The organism is Acetobacter pomorum (genome assembly GCF_002738225.1).
GTDB classification, from domain to species: Bacteria; Pseudomonadota; Alphaproteobacteria; order Acetobacterales; family Acetobacteraceae; genus Acetobacter; species Acetobacter pomorum.
Genome location: NZ_PEBQ01000080.1, coordinates 36,154 through 54,092, shown reverse-complemented (window position 1 = coordinate 54,092; position 17,939 = coordinate 36,154). Strand labels below are relative to the sequence as shown.

Sequence of the window (17,939 nt, the reverse complement as noted above, 5' to 3'; positions counted from 1 at the left end):
ATCCATGTCATGGCCGATGCACAGCGCCTCGGCGTCACAAAAATCGGGATCGTCGGACAGGAACAGTTCGCTGACGGGAAATGAGGATTTGAAGAATGGCTTCTCGTATTTTACGTACCCTTTTCTGTGCAACAACGGCTTGGGTTGTTATGCAGCCAATCGCACATGCGGCAGATGAGCTGGGGCAACAGGTTGGAACACAGCTGGAAGCAGCGCAATCTGCTTTGGCCGCGCATAATTATGCCAAGGCGATGGATGCGGTAAATGCCGCAGATGCCGTAAAAGGCAAAACAGATTACGAAGAATATACCATTACGCAAATGCGTGCAGCCGTTGCCACACAAGCGGGTAACCTTTCTGCCGCAACCGGGGCTTACGATAAGCTGATTGCCTCCCCCCGCACGCCTCAAGCCATGAAAAACCAGATGCTGATGTCTGAGGCAACCATGGCATATGGGGCCAAAGATTATCCCACAGCCATTACCAACATTCAGCGTTATCTGAAAGCGGCTGGCCCTAACCCGCAGATGGAAACATTGCTGGCGCAATCCTATTATCTTCAGAAGGATTACCCCAATACCATCAAGGTGGTGAAACAGCAGGCAGATGCCAGCATAAAGGCAGGTAAGACACCAACAGAATCTGAACTGCAAATGCTTGCAGCAAGTGCGACGGCACTAAAGGATTCTGCAACAACAACACATGCGTATGTTTTGCTGGCAACCTACTATCCCAAAAAAGAATATTGGGCGTTATTGCTGCATGAACTGGTTGCAAACCCTAAAATTCCAACATCCTTGCAGCTGGATGTTTATCGGATCCGTCTGGCTGTAGGCGATGTTTCCACCTCCCATGATTTTATGGACATGACGGAAATTGCCATGCAGCAGAATACGCCGCAGTTGGCACTGGACCTGATGAACCAGGGGTATCAGGCTGGTATTCTGGGGCAGGGAGCTGAAGCTACCCGTCAGGCACGCCTGAAGGCCATGGTTGAAAAATCTGTGGCCTCTAAAAAGGCTTCCATTGCCGCAGATGAACAGGCTGCAGCTTCTGCCAGTAATGGGAATGACTTGCTAACTGTTGGGTATAATTACGTTACATTCGGGCAGGCTGATAAAGGTTTGCCCCTTATGCAGCAGGCCATCAGTAAGGGTGTGAGTGATGTGAATATTGCGCGCTTGCATTTGGGGCTGGCGGAACTTCAGGCCGGGCACAAGGATCAGGCACTGGCGGCACTACGGAGTGTTGAAGGCGATAATGGCGCGCGGGATATTGCGCAGCTCTGGATTTTGCATCTGACACAACCAAAAGCGACCAAGTAAATCAAACGACAAAAATTATAAAAAAGGCCGCTCTTATAAATAGAGCGGCCTTTTTTATAAAGTATGGCAATAAGCTTATGAAATAACGTCTTTATTGTCGTCATCCTCTTCTTCATCTTCAACAGAATCACGATGAACCCATGTTGAAAGCAGCAGCCCAAACCCCAGCATGACGTTCAGCATGGCAGAGCCACCATAAGAAACTAGAGGCAAGGGCACGCCGCCGACGGGGATAGCGCCCATCACCATGGACAGATTGACCAGACAGTAGAAAAAGAAATTCATGCTGATGCCAAGGGCGATAAGGCGCCCAAAGCGGTTGCGGCAGCGAATAGCCATGATCATGCCGCCCAGAATGATTGTGAGCAGCAACCCAATAACAGCAGCTGCGCCAACAAACCCCCATTCTTCGGCAATCATTGTGAAAATGAAGTCTGTCTGCTTTTCAGGCAGAAAGTTCAATTGCCCTTGTGATCCGTGCAGATAACCCTGTCCCCACATGCCGCCAGAACCCAGTGCAATTTTAGACTGGATAATATTGTAACCCGCCCCCAAGGGATCATTTTCTGGATGCAGAAAGGTAGTGATGCGCGCACGCTGGTAATCATGCAGATGGTTATAGGCAAATTTGATAAGCGATGGCACAGGGAGCAAAAGCAGCACAATTTGCCAAAGGCGCATTCCGGCTGCAAAAAACAGTGATGCGCCAATACCTCCAATAATAACAGCTGTGCCAAGGTTAGGCTCTTTTAGCACAAGGCCAACAGGTACAAGCACGATAAGGGCTGGAGGTATTAACCACAAAGGGTTGCCCATACGCGCATAGCTTATGCGTGAAAACCACGCTGAAAGCGCCAGAACCAGCGCAATTTTAGCAAATTCCGAGGGCTGAACCTGCAATCCCCCAATAATTAGCCAGCGTTCTGCCCCTTTGCCTACATGCCCCATGCGCAACACGGCAACCAGCAGGATAAGTGAGAGCACATACATGGGGGCTGCGGCGTGCATCAGCATGCGTGGGGGCAGCATGGCGATGGTAATCATCATCACTAGCCCCACGGCAAATCTGGCCGCTTGTGGGGCCGCAAATGGGTAAGGTGTTCCGCCCCCCGCAGAATAGAGTGTGATATATCCAACGCCTGCCAACGTGCAGATCAGCAGGATATAAAGCCAGCTGATACGCCAGAGCTTGGACATAAGGCGAAAGCTGGGTTCTGCCCTGAGCAGCCGTTTATGAAACTTCATGGGTTGGTCAACATGTTGCCGGCATCTGCCACACTTTCTGGCGGCGTGGTGTGTGTTACCGGGTCACGCAGCAAAGTATCACGCATGATGGTGCGGGCAAGCGGGGCTGCGGCATCTGCGCCTGCGTTGCCATGTTCAATCACAACAGATACGGCATAACGTGGGGAATCATAGGGCGCGAAGCAGATAAACAAGGCATGCGGCCTATATTCCCACGGCAGATTGGCGGAGTTGAAATGCCCACTTTCACGCAGTGCGCGAGAAACACGGCGCACCTGTGCTGAGCCTGTTTTGCCAGCCATGGTGATACCGGGCAGATCCAGCCGTGCTTTGGGGGCTGTTCCGTGGGGTTCGTTAATTACGGCAAACATGCCGGAACGGAGGGCAGCCAGGTATTTTTCTGGCATATCAAGGGTAGGCCAGTGGTCTGGCTGTACCTGATTGCCGATTTCCCCGTTAATGGCCCGCACAAGATGCGGTTGCACAGCGCGCCCAGAGGCAATGCGGGCTGTATAGGTGGCCAGTTGCAAGGGTGTAACCTGTACAAACCCCTGCCCAATACCGCTTACAATGGTATCTCCGCCATTCCAGTGGTGATGATGCGCCTGCCGCCATGCCGGGGTGGGGATAAGCCCCGTACGGGTATGGGGCAGCTCAATATCCAACTGTGTGCCAAGGCCAAACTTATGGGCTGTGGCTGCAATGCGTTCCATGCCAATACGGCGGGCAACTTCGTAGAAATAAACATCGCAAGAATATTTCAGTGCCAAGTGTAGATCAACAGATCCATGCCCCCAGCGAGACCAACAGTGAAAGCGTGTGCCGCCTACATCCAAGTGACCAGGGCAGAAAAAGCGATCCGTTGGAGAAACAAGGCCGGATTCCAACGCAGCCATTGCCACAGCGGGTTTGAACGTGGAACCGGGTGGGTACACACCGGCAACAGCCTTGTTAATAAGGGGGGTGCGCTGGTTGTTTGTCCATTCAATCCATTGCGCGTGGCTGACACCGCTATCAAATAGCGATGGATCAAACGAAGGTGTGCTGACCATGGCGAGCACCTCGCCATTCTGGCAATCCATCACCACGGCAGAGGCGGTCTGATCTCCAATAGCGTTCAGCACTTTTTGTTGGAGTGCACGATCTATTGTCAGGCTGATTTCTTCGCCCGGAACACCTTCTTCACGGTTGAGTTCAGACATCACACGCCCTACGGCGTTGACCTCCATTTCTACAGATCCGGCCGTACCACGCAGATTTTCATCCTGACTCTGTTCAATCCCCGCACGGCCAACACGCATGCCCGGCAGGGCCAGTAATGCAGAGCGGGCCACATCTTTTTCATTGGGCGGGGCAACATAGCCGATAATATGGGCCAGCAGTTCCCCTTCCGGATAAACGCGGCGTGTGCCCACATCAATCAGCACACCGGGGAGCGAGGGCGCATTGAGTTCAATGCGTGCCATTTCATCCCATGAAAGGAAATCACGCAGCATAACCGGTACAAAACGCCGCTGATGCCGCATTTCACGTGCAATGCGTGTGCGGTCGCGGTCATCTAGCGGAATAATGCTGGAAAACCGTTCAATCGTGCCCGTAACATCCGTGGTTTCTTCTGGCATCAAAAGGGCGCGCCAGTTTTCCTTGTTATTGGCAAGGGCTACGCCGTAGCGGTCCACAATACGGCCACGGGGTGGGGCAAGAAGGCGCTTGCTGATACGGTTTTTGGCCGCCATGCGTGCGTAATGGTCACCATCTTCTATCTGGATTTTATACAGGCGGCGTGCAAGTTCCCCCAAGGTCACTGTCTGCACGGCCATAAACAGCAGTGCCCGGCGTGTAAAAACACCGCGTGCGGGATCTTTCTGTTCACGAACAGGTAGAAAACGCCTGTTTTCCTTCTTGCGCCGCTTCAGCCACATAAGACGCTTTCATGCCTGTTCATGCGGATTCCTTTTCATCCAGAATATGCAGGAACCATGAAAAAGTGGCGGAAAGCAACGGATAAACCCCTATGCACAGCAGCGCTTCAAACAAAGCTGGCGCTGGATCAAGACCATGCAGCCGGAACAGGCAGGCCAGTGCCCATTGCAGAAAAGAAGCTGCTCCACCTATCAGACCATACAGAAACCATACCACTAAAAAATTCATGCGCATGAGCCCAAAGCGGGCATAGGAACTGATGCCGTACACCAAAAGGAGAATAAAAGAGCTGACCCCCAAAGGTGTAAAACCAACCAGATCCATAAACAGGCCAAGCACAAATGGCGCCAATGCAGGCATGCCGGTAGGCCGCCAGACAGACCAGAAGAAAACAGACCCGATAACAATGGCGGAAAGCAGTTCGGCAGAACCGGGAATGGCCAGCGGGGCCGAAAAAAAGATAATAACCAGAACAATAAATGCAGATGGCAGCAGGTGCCGCGCTGTACGGTCAAGCTTCTGGCCAAAGGTCAGACGTGGTTCAAGGTCTGGGTCCCATGAGGGGGGCGAGGGCTCGGACATCAGGTTTACCCTTCCTGCCCTTGTCCCAGAAGTGTCTTGAATGGCAATGCCAATGGGCGATGTGGCCGCGTAAGGGGTACATGGCCGGGTGCTTCAGGCGGTTCAATTTCAGATTGTCCAAAATCGAACACGCGCAGCATGGTGAGTTTGTCCAGTTGCACAAAAGGCTGCACCACCGGCTGGCCGGGATGCAGATAATGCACTGTGCCAATAGGCAGCCCCATGGGGAAGGCGCCAGCTTGATCACTGGTAACAACACGCTCCCCTTCAATGGGGCGGGAATCCTGCGGGTAATACATCAGCCTTGGCATAGGGGAATTGTCGCCCGCCATTATGGCCGTGGCATGGCTGGATTCCAGCTCAATAGGCAGGCGGCTGGCTATATCTGTTATGAGCAACACGCGCGCAGCATGCGGGCCAACCTCTGTTACGCGCCCAGCCAGACCATTTGTGGCCAATGCCACATTGCCAACATGCACGCCACTGGTGGTGCCAGCCACAAGCAAAACGGCGCGTGCATACATGCCGCCACTATCTGCTACCACCCGGCCGGTTACAAAAGCGGGGGTAGGTTCTGGCACCCAGTGTAGTTCTGTTTTGAGGCTATCATTTTCCCGCGCGAGGGAGACAGCAACATCATACCACCGGCGCAATTTAGCGTTTTCGGTCTGGAGTTTGGCGTTTTCTTCCGCCAGATGCCGTGCATCTTTGACACCCTGTACAAGGTGGCTGATATCTGTCTGACTATGGGCAATTAACCCCCATAAAGGGGCCAGCGCATCTGCCACATACATGCGCGCAGTATCAGCCAGCTTTCTGTCTGCCTGACCAGCAATAATAATCCCGACAGACAACAGCAGCAAAACCGGCAGAACCAGTTTGCCAAGAGCTTGTCTTACCTGGATGGAAACCGGGATCATGAAAGCCGGGAACCCCTATCTGAGGGAAGGAAAGCGAAAGGCATGCCCGTTTGCAATCTGGTGCCGGGTTACAGCCAGAAAGCTGGAGCCTTGGTTTAGTACATGGTTGTCAGCACGTTGCGCAGACGTTTCATTTCTTCCAACGCACGGCCTGTGCCCAATGCCACGCAGGAAAGCGCATCTTCAGCCACAGTCACGGGCAAGCCTGTTGCAAGGCGCAACACATCGCTCAGCCGATATAAAAGCGCACCGCCACCGGTGAGGACAATGCCTTTATCAACAATATCGGCGGCAAGTTCGGGGGGCGTGTTTTCCAGTGCGGTTGTAACAGCATCCACAATCTGGCTGACAGGCTCCATAAGGCTTTCTGCAATTTGTGCTTGCGAAACCTGAACTTCACGCGGGACGCCGTTAATCAGATCGCGCCCCTTAACATCCTGCCAGGGGCCGTTTTCATACGGTTCATCTGGCATCATGGCGGAGCCAAGGCTGATCTTGATACGCTCTGCCGAGCTTTCACCAATCAACAGGCTATGGGTACGACGGATATAGGAGATAATGGCTTCATCCATTTTATCTCCCCCCACGCGTACAGAGCGTGCGTACACAATGCCACCAAGAGAGATAACGGCCACTTCTGTGGTGCCACCGCCAATATCAACAATCATGCTGCCAGAAGGTTCTGTTACGGGCAGGCCCGCACCAATGGCGGCTGCCATGGGTTCCTCAATCAGGAACACGCGCCTTGCCCCGGCACTTTCTGCGCTTTCCTGAATGGCGCGGCGTTCCACTGCTGTAGAACCAGAAGGCACACACACAATAATCTGAGGGCTGGCGAAGGCACGGCGATTATGAACCTTGCGGATGAAATGCTTGATCATTTCTTCCGCTACTTCAAAGTCCGCAATCACGCCATCGCGCATGGGGCGGATAGCTGTAATATTGCCCGGTGTACGGCCAACCATCTGCTTGGCCTCTTCCCCTACGGCAAGAAGCTGCTTTTTTCCCCGTATATCTGCAATAGCCACAACAGAAGGCTCGTTCAGAACGATACCCCGTCCTTTAACGTAAACAAGGGTGTTGGCAGTACCCAGGTCAATAGCCATGTCGGCAGACATCAGACCGAGCAGACGAGAAAACATCCAGGACTCCTGGTTGGAACGGGTACCGTGCAACAGAGGGCAAGAAAGCTGGCCACGCTTATCATCCCTGCTGCTTTGGAAATATGTATGCAGGAATTACCGATGCGTAACGAGGCAGACAAGACCTTCCGTTAAGAAACTGACATATAATGTCAAGGTAAGGTCTGTCTGCCCGGTTTTGCAGAAGGGCCTGAAAAGTTTTTTCAGGCGGTCAGGGCTTCTGGTTCGGTCCGTGCACGTTTTACCAGCAGTTTGTTCAGGGCATGCACATAGGCGCGCACGGCAGAAACAACTGTATCTGCATCTGCACCCTGACCATCTACCAGCTTGCCTGCTTCCTCCAGCCGCACGGTTGTACGGGCCTGCGCATCCGTGCCTTCTGTAACAGCACCAACAGAGAACAGGGCCAGACGTGCTTCATGCGGAAAAGCCTTGCGCAGCGCATTAAAGGCGGCATCCACCGGGCCATTTCCCGTGGCTTTGGCTTCAATGGCTTTGCCATCCACGCTCAGTTCCAGATCAACTTCAGAAGGCTGGCCAGAAATAGATTTCAGGCTCAGGCCACCAAAGCGGATGCGGTCATGATCACGGGCTTCATCATCTACCAGCGCAATAATGTCATCATCGTAAACAACCTTTTTGCGGTCTGCCAGATCCTTAAAGCGGGCAAAGGCTTCGTTCAGGCGGGTGTCATCCATGCCTTCATACCCCAGCACTTTCAACTTGTCGCGGAAAGCAGCACGCCCGGAATGCTTGCCCATCACGAGGGAGGAACGTGTCCAGCCCACGCTTTCGGGGGTCATGATTTCATAAGTGGCTGCGTTTTTCAGCACGCCATCCTGATGAATGCCGCTTTCATGCGCAAAGGCATTACGGCCCACAATGGCTTTGTTGGGTTGCACATCAAAGCTGGTGATAGTGGCCAGCATGCGGGAAACCTTTAGCAGCCCTTCTGTATGAATACCTGTGGTGAAGGGATATTGGTCATGCCGCGTGCGCAGCGCCATAACAATTTCTTCTAACGCGGCATTGCCGGCGCGTTCACCAATACCATTAACAGTGCATTCTACCTGCCGCGCACCACCGCGAATGGAAGCCAGCGTATTGGCAACAGCCAGCCCCAGATCATTATGGTTATGGGCCGAGAAAATGACCTGATCAGCCCCTGGTACGCGCTGGCGCAGCATGGAAAAGATTTTTTCCATGTCTTCTGGCGTGGCGTAACCAACTGTATCAGGAATGTTGATGGTGGTAGCACCCGCCTTGATGGCGGCTTCTACGCAGCGGCACAGAAAGTCCGGTTCTGTGCGGGAGCCATCTTCGGCAGACCATTCCACATCATCTGTCAGATTACGGGCGGCGGCGTTGCCGGAGGTAATCAGTTCCAGAACAGTTTCCGGCTCCATCCGCAGCTTGTACTTCATGTGCAGAGGAGAGGTAGAAATAAAGTTGTGGATACGCTTGCGTTCTGCCGGGGCCAGGGCCTCACCCGCAGCGGCAATATCCTTGGCACCGCCACTACGTGCCAGAGCGCAGATAACGGCCCCCTTGGTGTGTTTGGCAATTTCGTTAACGGATTCGAAATCACCTTTGGAAGCAACAGGAAAGCCTGCTTCAATCACATCCACGCCCAGATTGGCTAACGCTTCCGCCATGCGGAGCTTTTCTGCTAGGTTCATGGAAAAACCGGGAGATTGCTCTCCATCACGCAGGGTGGTGTCAAACACAATCACGCGGTCTGGCGTCATGCGGCCAAAGGACGGATGATTGAAGCTGGTGGTATCAGCAGACATAGAATGCTTCCTGAAAAAATCTGGTCTGAAACAAGAATAGCGGGCCTGTGCCATATTCTGCCCGTTTATGCACGAGCGCTCTTTTCGTTCTCCCCTGGGCGTGGCAGCGCTTGGCCGCCTGGCTCGCTCAGGGGCAGATTAGTCGAAGGAGAAGGTCCAGACGGAGGGCCACGCCGCCCGTACCCGCCAATTTGCGGGTTTTTAGGGAATCGGACGTGAACCACTCGGAATTCATGCGCAGCACCATACCGTCCTGTTTTTCAAACGCAACAGTAAAACGTTATCAAATACTGCCTTAACCCACAGCTTTTGTGCCACGCAGGCAATGCAGCACGTAAAGCATAACGCCCAGCAACACAGCAGCGAATGTTTGGTGCACAGCACCGGCCCATACAGGCACGACCAGCAGCAGAGTTGTGACCCCAAGTGCGTATTGGATCACCACGGCCCATCCCAGCAGAATAAAGGCGTTATGGGTTTTGGCTCCCAAATCCTTGGCTTTCAGGCCCACCAGCAGCACAGCGCCAATACTGAGGACTGTAAGAGTGGCCAGCAAACGATGATCAAACTGCACGGCCGCTTTATTGATGAACCAGTTTAGCCAGAAAGGGGAAAGCTGGGCGTAATCTGTCGGGATCAGGTGCCCGTCCATCAGCGGGAAGGTGTTGAACAGGAACCCGGCATGTGTGCCAGCCGTAAACCCACCGGCAATAATGGTGGTGCAGAGCAGCACAATGGTAAAGCAGGCCAAGCGCTTGGCCAGACGCGCAGAGGAAGAGGCGCCGTGGCTTTCCGGCACAGGCCAGCGGATGGAAAATGCTGTCCATAAAATGGCACCATAAAGCAACAAGGCTGCACTCAGATGCAGCACAAGCCGTATAGGTTCTACTGCCGTGCTGTTGGGGCGGAAGCCAGATGCCACCATAAACCAGCCAATGGCGCCCTGAAGTGCACCCAGAATAAAAAAGATAAACAACCGCAAAGCCAAACGGCGCGTGATCATACCCCTGATTACAAACCAGATAAGCGGGAGCAGAAGCACCAGCCCCATCAGGCGGCCCCAAAAGCGGTGTATCCATTCTGCCCAGAAAATCTTCTGGAACCCTTCCAGCCCGAAGCCTTCATGCTGAAGATGATATTGCGGAATGGTTTTATACAGCGCGAACAACCTTTCCCACTCAGCATGGGAAAGGGGCGGAATAAAGCCGCTTACCGGTTGCCAATCCATAATGGAAAGGCCCGAACCTGTCAGACGGGTTACGCCACCAATGGCGATCATGCCCAGCAGCATGAAGCAAAGCAGAAACAGCCAGCCTGAAATGAGTTTACGGTGGGCGGGTGTCATGTCTGTCTGGGGAGATGATGAGGAGGGCATGGCAGCCTTTGGCGCTATGGGTTGAATTTCTGTATCGGGTTTACAGCCAGCTTGCAGGCTGCTGCAAGAAGATGGTACCGCTTGGCTGGATGGAACAGCACATTCGTCCTCCCCACCGCTCTTCTGTATCGCTTCTGCGTCCGCTGCTTATGCTGCTTGTGTTGGTGGTGGGGGCGGTTGGGTTGCGGCATGTGCCCGCACTTCACAGTATGCTGCACGGTACAGATGTGCTGCGCCAGGGCGTATGGGGCCGCATGGTGTTTTTGTGTGGCGCCATTTTGTGGTGCGGGTTTGGCTTGCCACGCCAGGTGGCCGGGTTTGCAGCCGGGCTGGCCTATGGATTGTGGGAAGGCCTTGCACTTATCACCATCGCCTCCACATTGGGGTGCTTGGCCGGGTTTTTCTGGGCCAGATGGGGCGGGCGTGCATGGGCAAGGCAGAAATTGGGGCAACGTTTTGCCCAAATGGACGCATTTCTGACACGTCAACCGTTTTCAAGTACTCTTACCTTGCGGCTATTGCCTGTGGGGTCCGCTTTGTTGCTGAACTTGCTAGGGGGCATTTCAGGCATGGATGTGCTGCCATTTTTTACAGCAACCCTTGTGGGGGGCATTCCCCAAAACCTTGTGGCTGTTTTGCTGGGGGCTGGTGTTCAGGTTGGCACGTTCTGGCAATACGCGGCAGGGGGGGCGCTGTTTGTGGTTTCTGGCGCCATAGGGGTTTGGCTATGGCGGCATGCACGTATAGCCCGGCAGGTTTCCTGATCCATATATGGTCTGGCTGGCGCTGAGATGTCAGGAATTAGGGACTGATCTTAAGCCCGCTGTAAAATCATAAGGTGCTGGCCTGTATGGGCTGTGTCTGTGTTTTTGCCAGACATTTTTCTTTTTCCCTTCGTTTTTGTTTGTTTTTGGAGTGCTGCTTATGGCTTCTCCCTCTGCTGTGCGGGATGCCGGAACATCGTTTTTTGCAGGGCGTATCCCCGTATGGGTACCGTTGCTTTTGGGGTTCCTGACAGCCGTTGGGCCGATTTCAACAGATATCTATCTGCCTGCCTTTCCGGCCATGGAGCAGACCTTCCATACAAGTGCGGGCAATGTACAGTTTACATTGTCTATCTGGTTTGTGGGGTTGGCAATCGGGCAAATTACCGTTGGCCCCCTATCGGACAGATTTGGCCGACGTAAGCCCATGCTTATAGGCAATGCCCTATATGCTGTGGCCTCTGCCATATGTGCTTTTGCGCCAGATATCACTACATTTTCCATTGCACGTTTTGTCGCTTCCATTGGGGCGTCAGCCAGCTTGGTTATTCCCACGGCCTGCGTGCGTGATATGGTGCCAGACCGTAATGCGGGTGCACGCATGATGTCTCAGTTGGTGATGGTTATGGGTGTTGTGCCCATTCTAGCACCCATGCTGGGTGGGTTGGTTGTTGAGTTTGTATCGTGGCGCATTATTTTTTGGGCATCTGCCGCATACGGTGCGATATGTGTGGCGCTTATTCTGTTTGTGCTGCCTGAAACCCTGCCCTATGATCGGCGCGTGGCACTCTCTCCCGTTACGCTGGTAACGCGTTACGTGACGTTGATGCGGGATCGGGCATTTGCCAGCCACGCGTTAATAACGGCTTTTTCCACTTTCATGTCCTTCAGCTACCTTACGGCAGCGCCTTTTGTATTTGTGAAGCTGTTTCATTTTTCACCGCTGCATTTTTCCATGCTGTTTGGGTTTTTTGCGGTGTTCATGATCGGGGCCTCGCAGATAAACGGGCTTTTGGTGGGGCGTATTGATTCCGCCAAACTGCTTATGGCGGCCATCTGCCTTTCCGTTATTGGCAGCCTTTTGCTGGTGGCTGTCAGTTTGTGGAGTGCATGGTACGCACCTCCGGCGTGGCAGCCCTATGAAGTATGGCTGGTGATTGCCGCCATGCTGCTTACGCTTGCACCAACGGGCATTATTTTCCCCAACGCCATGATGGGGGCTTTGGCGGATCATCCCTCCCTTGCCGGGGCTGCATCTGCTTTGGCGGGCACGCTGCAATATGTGCTGGGGGCCATAGCGGGCGTTGTAGTTGGGCAGTTTGCGGCTGTTTCCGCCATTCCTATGGCGGGATGCATGTGTTTTGGTGCTATTTTGATGCTGATAATGGGCTTGCTGCGTCCTCATCGACAAAATGTGAACTAAAAACTGTACAAAAAGCGGTTATGCCCGCTCTGCTCTTGACGGCGGCAGGGCTGCAGCCCAGTCCAGATGCAAAGATGGGGTTAGGGAAGGGAGCGTGCATAACATGCCACGGCATCCAGCAAGACGGGCCCATATTCTGGCGCTTATTGGCGCCGGGCTGCTGATTGTAACATTTGGCACCATGGGGATTGAGCTGGGCAATGAAATGGCCCGGCATGGAGACCTGGACCGCCAGAGTACCGCAGCGGGAAGTTATCTGCGTGGTTTGCACCATGCCACCAGTGATGCGCGCATATGCCATTATGCATGGGAGGCCGAGCACAGGCCCGAAGATGGTAGCTGTTATGTTCAGGCCATTCAGCAGCTATCTGATGCGCGGCGTGGGTTTGAGTCCTTTCGTGTGGTGCAGATGCGAGAGGGCGGAGGCCGCGTAGAACCACTGCAAAGTGTATGGCAACAGTTGGAAACCATAAGCGCTTGGCCTCACTCTCCAGAAGGTACGCCTGCTGGTGGGGCGCAGCTTCTGGCTGATCTGGACCAGAATCTTTCCGTTCTTAGCCGTGCCAGTACGCTTGATCAGGCAGATCGTGTTGCCAACATGTTGCGCAATACCAGTTGGCAGCGGCGTTTGGCTTTGCTGGGGATTCTCACTGGGGTTTTCAGTCTGGTTTCGGCAGGCTGGGTGCTGGATCGTTCTTCGCTGGATGCAGCACGGGCCGAGGCTTCATCGCGTGATCTGGCTTTGCGTTTGCGGGCCACGCTGGATAGCTTGAGCCTTGGTGTGGCTGTTTTTGGTGCCGATGGGCATTTATGGCACTGGAACGAACAACTGGCGGTGGCCCTTGGGCTGGAAAAGAGTTTTTTCAAACCAGGGCTTTCTTACAATGATTTAAGTGCTGTGCTGGTGGTGGATGGTGTGCCGCTGCTTGAGCCCTTGGAGCATGTTGAAACCAGCTTGGCCAAAGGCCAGCCTGCGCCACCTGTGGTGGTGGAATGCAAAGGCATTAATGGTGCAGATCTGGAACTGTGTCGCACCTTGTTTTTCGCACCTGATGGTGCAGCGGAGCGACGCGGCTTTGTGCTGACAGCTGCAGATATTACCATGCGGTTGCGCAGTGAGCGTGCGTTGGGTGAGGCGCAAAAGCTACGTGCACTGGGCCAGTTTACCGCGGGTATTGCCCATGATTTTAAAAACCTCCTGACCGTTATTTTGGGGAATCTGGAGCTTGCCGCAGAGCATGATCTGCCTGATCAGGTAGAGCAGCGGCAGGAATATCTTTCAGCGGCAACGCATGCCGGGCATCGGTCTGAAGCGCTTACAAGCCAGCTTCTCTCCTTTATGCGCAGGCAGCAGACAGGGGTGCCAGACAGTTTTGATCTGGCGGATCTGTTTTCTTTGCTCGATGGGCTGTTGGCCCGCGTTATCGGGCCCCGCATTGTGGTGGAATGTGCCGATGTTTCAGGCGTATGGCCCGTGCGGGCAGATCCGGCGCAGCTTGAAAGTGCCGTGCTGAATCTGGCCATCAATGCGCGTGATGCCATGCCATCGGGCGGGCGGCTTCGTATTGCGGCGCGGAATGTTACTTTTTCAGTCAATGCAGATCTGATGAGTCTGCTGGTGGAAGAAGGGCGCAACATGCGTGTGGTGTCAGACCCGACTCCGCTTCCTGCCGGGGATTGGGTGCGGCTGGATGTAATAGACAGCGGCAGCGGCATGACGCGTGAGGTGCTGGACCATTTGTTTGAACCTTTTTTCACAACCAAACGTGAGGGTGCGGGTACAGGGCTTGGCATGGCCATGGTTCTGGCTTTTTCCCAGCAGGTGAAAGGCCGGGTTGTGGTGGCAACAGGCAGCGGGAGTGGCACGGAAGTTTCTCTGTGGTTGCCCAAGGCGGCAGCGTTGTCGGCTACACAGGTCTTGCAGCCAACCTCATTACCAAAAGTAAACAAGCCAGCCCCTTCGCAGGCCTTGCAGGTGCTGGTGGTGGAAGATGATGCCGCCATCCGCGATATTGTTGTGACGATTCTGAGTATGGCCGGCCACCGTGTGTTGGAAGCCGGAGACGGAGAGCAGGCTTTTGATGTGGCCGCGGCTGCTGAAGGTCCGCTGGATCTGCTGGTGACGGATATTCAGCTTCCCGGCCCGCTGGATGGGCTAACCCTCTCTCGCGTATTGGTGGAACGTTATCCGGAACTGGCCATCGTCTATATGTCGGGAGATCTCACGGCGGATTCCAAGCTGCCAGAAGGTGGTGTGGCAAATGCCCGGCTTTTGGCCAAACCTTTCCGCAGAGACGGCTTGATGGAAGTTGTAACGGCAGCACTTAGTGCACGTACTGGCGCATAAGCAGACCCTACGGGAAAACCCGCCATACCTTGCAGAACTGGCGCATGCAGGATAGAGCGGGCGCCGGATTGCCCGAACGTGTTCTTCTTTTTTGGCAGGATACAAGGCAGAAGTAACAGAGGGCCAGCTAAGGCTGGCACGCAGGAAGGATGATTAAGGCCATGACGGCACATGAGGAAATCGACCTCAAGCGCTTTATCCGGCACGTTCCCGATTTTCCTAAACCGGGCATTCTATTTTACGATATTTCCACCCTTATGCGGAATGCGGATGCATGGCAGTTGGCCATGGGGCGGCTGGCACGGCAGGTGGCACCACTGAAGCCGGATTTGCTGGCTGCTGTTGAATCCCGCGGGTTTTTAACGGCTGCCCCGTTGGCTGACAGGCTGGGCTGTGGGCTGCTGATGCTGCGTAAATGTGGCAAGCTGCCAGGTGAAACCATTTCCCATACCTATGATCTGGAATATGGAAGCGATACGCTGGAAATTCAGGCAGATGCTATCCAGCCCGGCCAGCGCGTGGTGGTTATGGATGATCTGCTGGCAACCGGCGGCACTCTGGCAGCTTCTGTAGCGCTGCTGCGCAAGGCTGGGGCCAATGTGGTGGGCGCTTCTGTTATGGTAGAGTTAACAGGCTTGGGTGGCCGTAATAAAGTGGATGCGCCTGTTTCCACTTTATTAACGTACGAAGAATAAGCTCTTTCAACATTCATATGTTCTGTTTGCATAGCTAGGTGCTGAACAGAACATATGAGGTGTGAATACGCTTTTCTGCCATGTTGGGGTAAGAGAAGATGTATGGCACGTTGTTTTCCCATTAGCATTCCAGATTTGGCCGCGTGAAAAGCATGACGCTTTCTCTGGGTCAGCTTTGGCGGTCGGTTGCTGTTATTGTGCGGCAAGCGCTGGTTGGCGGTGGGCCGCCGCGCAACCTCAATCATCTGCGCTGGCTGTTTGCACCCAATCTGCTTTCTTTTGGGTATGCACTTCGTACAACCATTTCATCCCTGATCGCACTTGGCATTGCCTTGTGGTGGGAGCTGGGGAGCCCACAATGGGCCGCCCTTACCGTATGGATGGTGGCGCAGGGCACACGCGGTAAATCCATTGCCAAGGCGCGTTGGCATATGTTCGGTATGGTGGTGGGCACGATATGCGCCATCGTGCTGGTGGCCAGCATGCCGCAATCTCCACTGCTGTATATCTTTTTTGTAGCGGTAGGTATTGGCACCTTCTGCTTTATAGGCACGTTACTGCCCGGCCCGGCGGCCATGACCAATTACCGTATTCACGGTATGCGGGCCTCTGGTTTTACATACGTTATTATCGCGCTAGATGGCATTGTTGCGCCCGACCATATTTTTCAGATTGCCATGGCGCGTGCCACCTACATTACGCTTGGCATTGTGGTGGAAACCACAATTTCATCCCTTTTTCAGTATCAGTTGGGGTTGCGGGCCAGAACACGGTTGGCAGCCAACTTTGTGCAGGCTCTTAAAGGGGCGGTGCCCGCCATTTTACGCCTATTGCAGGGTGATAGGCGGGCGGTGGCCAATTCTCCGGGGGTGTTTTCCACCCTTATTGCCTTGAGCGATCAGGTGGAGTTTGCCGAAATTGAAATGGGCAAACACCAGCATGAAGGGGACCACGCCAGAGCGGCTTTGGCAGCCATTACGGTGCTGTTGTCCCGCGGGTTGGATTTGGGCGCACTGTTGGAGGTGCCGCACAGCCAAGGCGCGGAATATCAGGATACAGCCCGCCAGGTGAGCACTTTTTTGCAGGCTCTACCGGACAGGCTGGATAATGACCAACCGGTTGAGCCTGTGCTGCGGGATTTGACCACGCTCCGCGCAACATGCCGCCAGCTTGCCGCAGGGTGTCTGGAAAAGGAAATGGAAGCGGCCACGCATCCTCCGCTGGATGAGCAGCAGGATGAAGTGCTAACCCGGCAGGGGCAGCTGCTGCATAAGTTGGATACCATGCTGGAAGAGCTGTATCTGGCTCTTGAACAGTTTGAAATGAGCCGCAACCCCCAGCCGCATGACCATTTCCGCTACCCCATGAAGTCTTACCGAGACTGGCGGATGGCGTTTACCAACAGTCTGCGCGCCTCTGTCACCATCTTTTTGGCGGGCGTGATATGGATTACCACCGCATGGCCTGATGGCCTGACGTTTATTATGTTTGTGGGCATTGTCTGTGCGTTGTTCTCTACCTTGGAACAACCCGCTCTTGCCACACAGGCGTTTCTGCATGGCACAGTGTGTGTGATAGGCATGAGCGCACTGCTGGATTTGTGGGTGATGGCGCAGCCCACAATTTATGAAATGATGGCTATGTGCCTGGCGGTGCCCATGTTGGTGGGTGGTCTGGCTTTTGCGTGGCCTCCGCTTGTGCTTGCGGCAGTGGCTTATAATCTGTTTTTGCCCATTCTGGTGGGGCCAATCAATCAGGGCCGGATGGATGAAATCATGTATTTCAATACCGCCATGCCGCTGCTTTTGGCCATGATGTTCTGCATGTGGATGTACCGGGTGTTCCTGCCATATGACCCGGATGGTCTGCGGTGGGATATGCGTGTGAATATTCTGCGTGGTCTGCGCCGTTTGGCGGGGCAGCGCAGACCACCTGCGATGACAGAAATTATTGGGCGTAGCGTAGATGGATTTGTGCGTCTTTCCACCATGGCAACGGATGATGGCAATACCTATGTGCTGGAACGCTATTTGAGCGGCGTACTTTCCAGCATGACCATTGCACTGAACGTGCTGCGTTTACGCACCATTCTGGCACGCCATATTTTGCCGCCAGATGCACAGAAATCTGTAGAAGTGATGATGGAGCGTATGCAGCATTTTACAGGCCGGTACGGTGGGCAGTACGGTCGCACAGCGCGTGCCACGCATATAGCTGTACAGTATTTGTTGAACTGTGAAGAAACTGAAGCAAACCTCTCGATTCGTGAGGAAATGCTTCGGGCTTTGGCCAGTTTGCGTGTGATAGAAACAGAACTGGCAGAGAACCGCGCGTTCTTTGATGCGTCTTCTCCATATCTGGATAAAGCCTTTACCTAAACTAGATGGGCCAAGGTATGAGACAGA

General features: G+C 54.1%; 13 protein-coding genes and 1 pseudogene. 7 read left to right on the top strand and 7 right to left on the bottom strand.

Annotated features, from left to right (window positions below):
* Window positions 1-84: pseudogene (locus CSR02_RS16980) on the top strand (biopolymer transporter ExbD); the annotation flags it as partial.
* A gap of 11 nt (window positions 85-95) precedes the next feature.
* Window positions 96-1,325 carry a tetratricopeptide repeat protein gene (locus CSR02_RS05130; RefSeq protein ID WP_099540805.1) on the top strand — a complete coding sequence of 410 codons (1,230 nt, stop codon included), beginning with the start codon at window positions 96-98 and terminating at the stop codon, window positions 1,323-1,325.
* Window positions 1,326-1,400: 75 nt separating this feature from the next.
* Here the strand turns inward: CSR02_RS05130 and rodA are convergent, their stop codons facing one another.
* From rodA to CSR02_RS05095, 7 genes are all read right to left on the bottom strand, one after another.
* A complete protein-coding gene (gene rodA, locus CSR02_RS05125; RefSeq protein WP_042786341.1) occupies window positions 1,401-2,570 on the bottom strand; it encodes a rod shape-determining protein RodA in 1,170 nt (389 codons plus the stop codon).
* Window positions 2,567-4,492 (bottom strand): penicillin-binding protein 2, encoded by a 1,926-nt coding sequence (gene mrdA, locus CSR02_RS05120; RefSeq protein ID WP_099540804.1) that lies wholly within the window; start codon window positions 4,490-4,492, stop codon window positions 2,567-2,569. The genes rodA and mrdA overlap by 4 nt, the downstream gene beginning before the upstream one ends.
* 19 nt (window positions 4,493-4,511) lie before the next feature.
* On the bottom strand, window positions 4,512-5,075 hold the full coding sequence (locus CSR02_RS05115; protein ID WP_099540803.1) for a rod shape-determining protein MreD: 564 nt from the start codon (window positions 5,073-5,075) through the stop codon (window positions 4,512-4,514).
* Between the two features lie 5 nt (window positions 5,076-5,080).
* Window positions 5,081-5,995 carry a rod shape-determining protein MreC gene (gene mreC / locus CSR02_RS05110; RefSeq protein ID WP_042786338.1) on the bottom strand — a complete coding sequence of 305 codons (915 nt, stop codon included), beginning with the start codon at window positions 5,993-5,995 and terminating at the stop codon, window positions 5,081-5,083.
* Window positions 5,996-6,090: 95 nt separating this feature from the next.
* Window positions 6,091-7,137, bottom strand: coding sequence for a rod shape-determining protein (locus CSR02_RS05105; protein ID WP_003629847.1), 1,047 nt, complete (start codon window positions 7,135-7,137; stop codon window positions 6,091-6,093).
* 203 nt (window positions 7,138-7,340) lie between these two features.
* The gene (locus CSR02_RS05100) at window positions 7,341-8,930 is read right to left on the bottom strand and encodes a 2-isopropylmalate synthase (protein WP_099540802.1); all 1,590 of its coding nucleotides are present in this window, start codon (window positions 8,928-8,930) and stop codon (window positions 7,341-7,343) included.
* A 295-nt stretch (window positions 8,931-9,225) separates the two neighbouring features.
* The gene (locus CSR02_RS05095) at window positions 9,226-10,275 is read right to left on the bottom strand and encodes a COX15/CtaA family protein (protein ID WP_183172652.1); all 1,050 of its coding nucleotides are present in this window, start codon (window positions 10,273-10,275) and stop codon (window positions 9,226-9,228) included.
* Window positions 10,276-10,289: 14 nt separating this feature from the next.
* On the opposite strand from CSR02_RS05095, the gene CSR02_RS05090 reads away from it, so the two are divergent.
* The 5 genes from CSR02_RS05090 to CSR02_RS05070 all read left to right on the top strand — a co-directional run bounded on the left by CSR02_RS05090 (window position 10,290) and on the right by CSR02_RS05070 (window position 17,912).
* Complete coding sequence (locus CSR02_RS05090) at window positions 10,290-11,069, top strand: TVP38/TMEM64 family protein (RefSeq protein ID WP_099540800.1); 780 nt, start codon at window positions 10,290-10,292, stop codon at window positions 11,067-11,069.
* Window positions 11,070-11,229: 160 nt separating this feature from the next.
* On the top strand, window positions 11,230-12,492 hold the full coding sequence (locus CSR02_RS05085; RefSeq protein WP_183172644.1) for a multidrug effflux MFS transporter: 1,263 nt from the start codon (window positions 11,230-11,232) through the stop codon (window positions 12,490-12,492).
* A 103-nt stretch (window positions 12,493-12,595) separates the two neighbouring features.
* Complete coding sequence (locus tag CSR02_RS05080) at window positions 12,596-14,839, top strand: ATP-binding protein (RefSeq protein WP_099540798.1); 2,244 nt, start codon at window positions 12,596-12,598, stop codon at window positions 14,837-14,839.
* Window positions 14,840-15,000: 161 nt separating this feature from the next.
* Window positions 15,001-15,534, top strand: coding sequence for an adenine phosphoribosyltransferase (locus tag CSR02_RS05075; RefSeq protein WP_099540808.1), 534 nt, complete (start codon window positions 15,001-15,003; stop codon window positions 15,532-15,534).
* A gap of 143 nt (window positions 15,535-15,677) precedes the next feature.
* On the top strand, window positions 15,678-17,912 hold the full coding sequence (locus CSR02_RS05070; protein ID WP_099540797.1) for an FUSC family protein: 2,235 nt from the start codon (window positions 15,678-15,680) through the stop codon (window positions 17,910-17,912).
* Window positions 17,913-17,939: the final 27 nt, after the last annotated feature.

Excerpts from the sequence above, each read along its gene's own strand:
- CSR02_RS05130 (WP_099540805.1), top strand. The coding sequence starts at position 96 with ATGGCTTCTCGTATTTTACGTACCCTTTTCTGTGCAACAACGGCTTGG.
- rodA (WP_042786341.1), bottom strand. The coding sequence starts at position 2,570 with ATGAAGTTTCATAAACGGCTGCTCAGGGCAGAACCCAGCTTTCGCCTT.
- mrdA (WP_099540804.1), bottom strand. The coding sequence starts at position 4,492 with ATGTGGCTGAAGCGGCGCAAGAAGGAAAACAGGCGTTTTCTACCTGTT.
- CSR02_RS05115 (WP_099540803.1), bottom strand. The coding sequence starts at position 5,075 with ATGTCCGAGCCCTCGCCCCCCTCATGGGACCCAGACCTTGAACCACGT.
- mreC (WP_042786338.1), bottom strand. The coding sequence starts at position 5,995 with ATGATCCCGGTTTCCATCCAGGTAAGACAAGCTCTTGGCAAACTGGTT.
- CSR02_RS05105 (WP_003629847.1), bottom strand. The coding sequence starts at position 7,137 with ATGTTTTCTCGTCTGCTCGGTCTGATGTCTGCCGACATGGCTATTGAC.
- CSR02_RS05100 (WP_099540802.1), bottom strand. The coding sequence starts at position 8,930 with ATGTCTGCTGATACCACCAGCTTCAATCATCCGTCCTTTGGCCGCATG.
- CSR02_RS05095 (WP_183172652.1), bottom strand. The coding sequence starts at position 10,275 with ATGACACCCGCCCACCGTAAACTCATTTCAGGCTGGCTGTTTCTGCTT.
- CSR02_RS05090 (WP_099540800.1), top strand. The coding sequence starts at position 10,290 with ATGATGAGGAGGGCATGGCAGCCTTTGGCGCTATGGGTTGAATTTCTG.
- CSR02_RS05085 (WP_183172644.1), top strand. The coding sequence starts at position 11,230 with ATGGCTTCTCCCTCTGCTGTGCGGGATGCCGGAACATCGTTTTTTGCA.
- CSR02_RS05080 (WP_099540798.1), top strand. The coding sequence starts at position 12,596 with ATGCCACGGCATCCAGCAAGACGGGCCCATATTCTGGCGCTTATTGGC.
- CSR02_RS05075 (WP_099540808.1), top strand. The coding sequence starts at position 15,001 with ATGACGGCACATGAGGAAATCGACCTCAAGCGCTTTATCCGGCACGTT.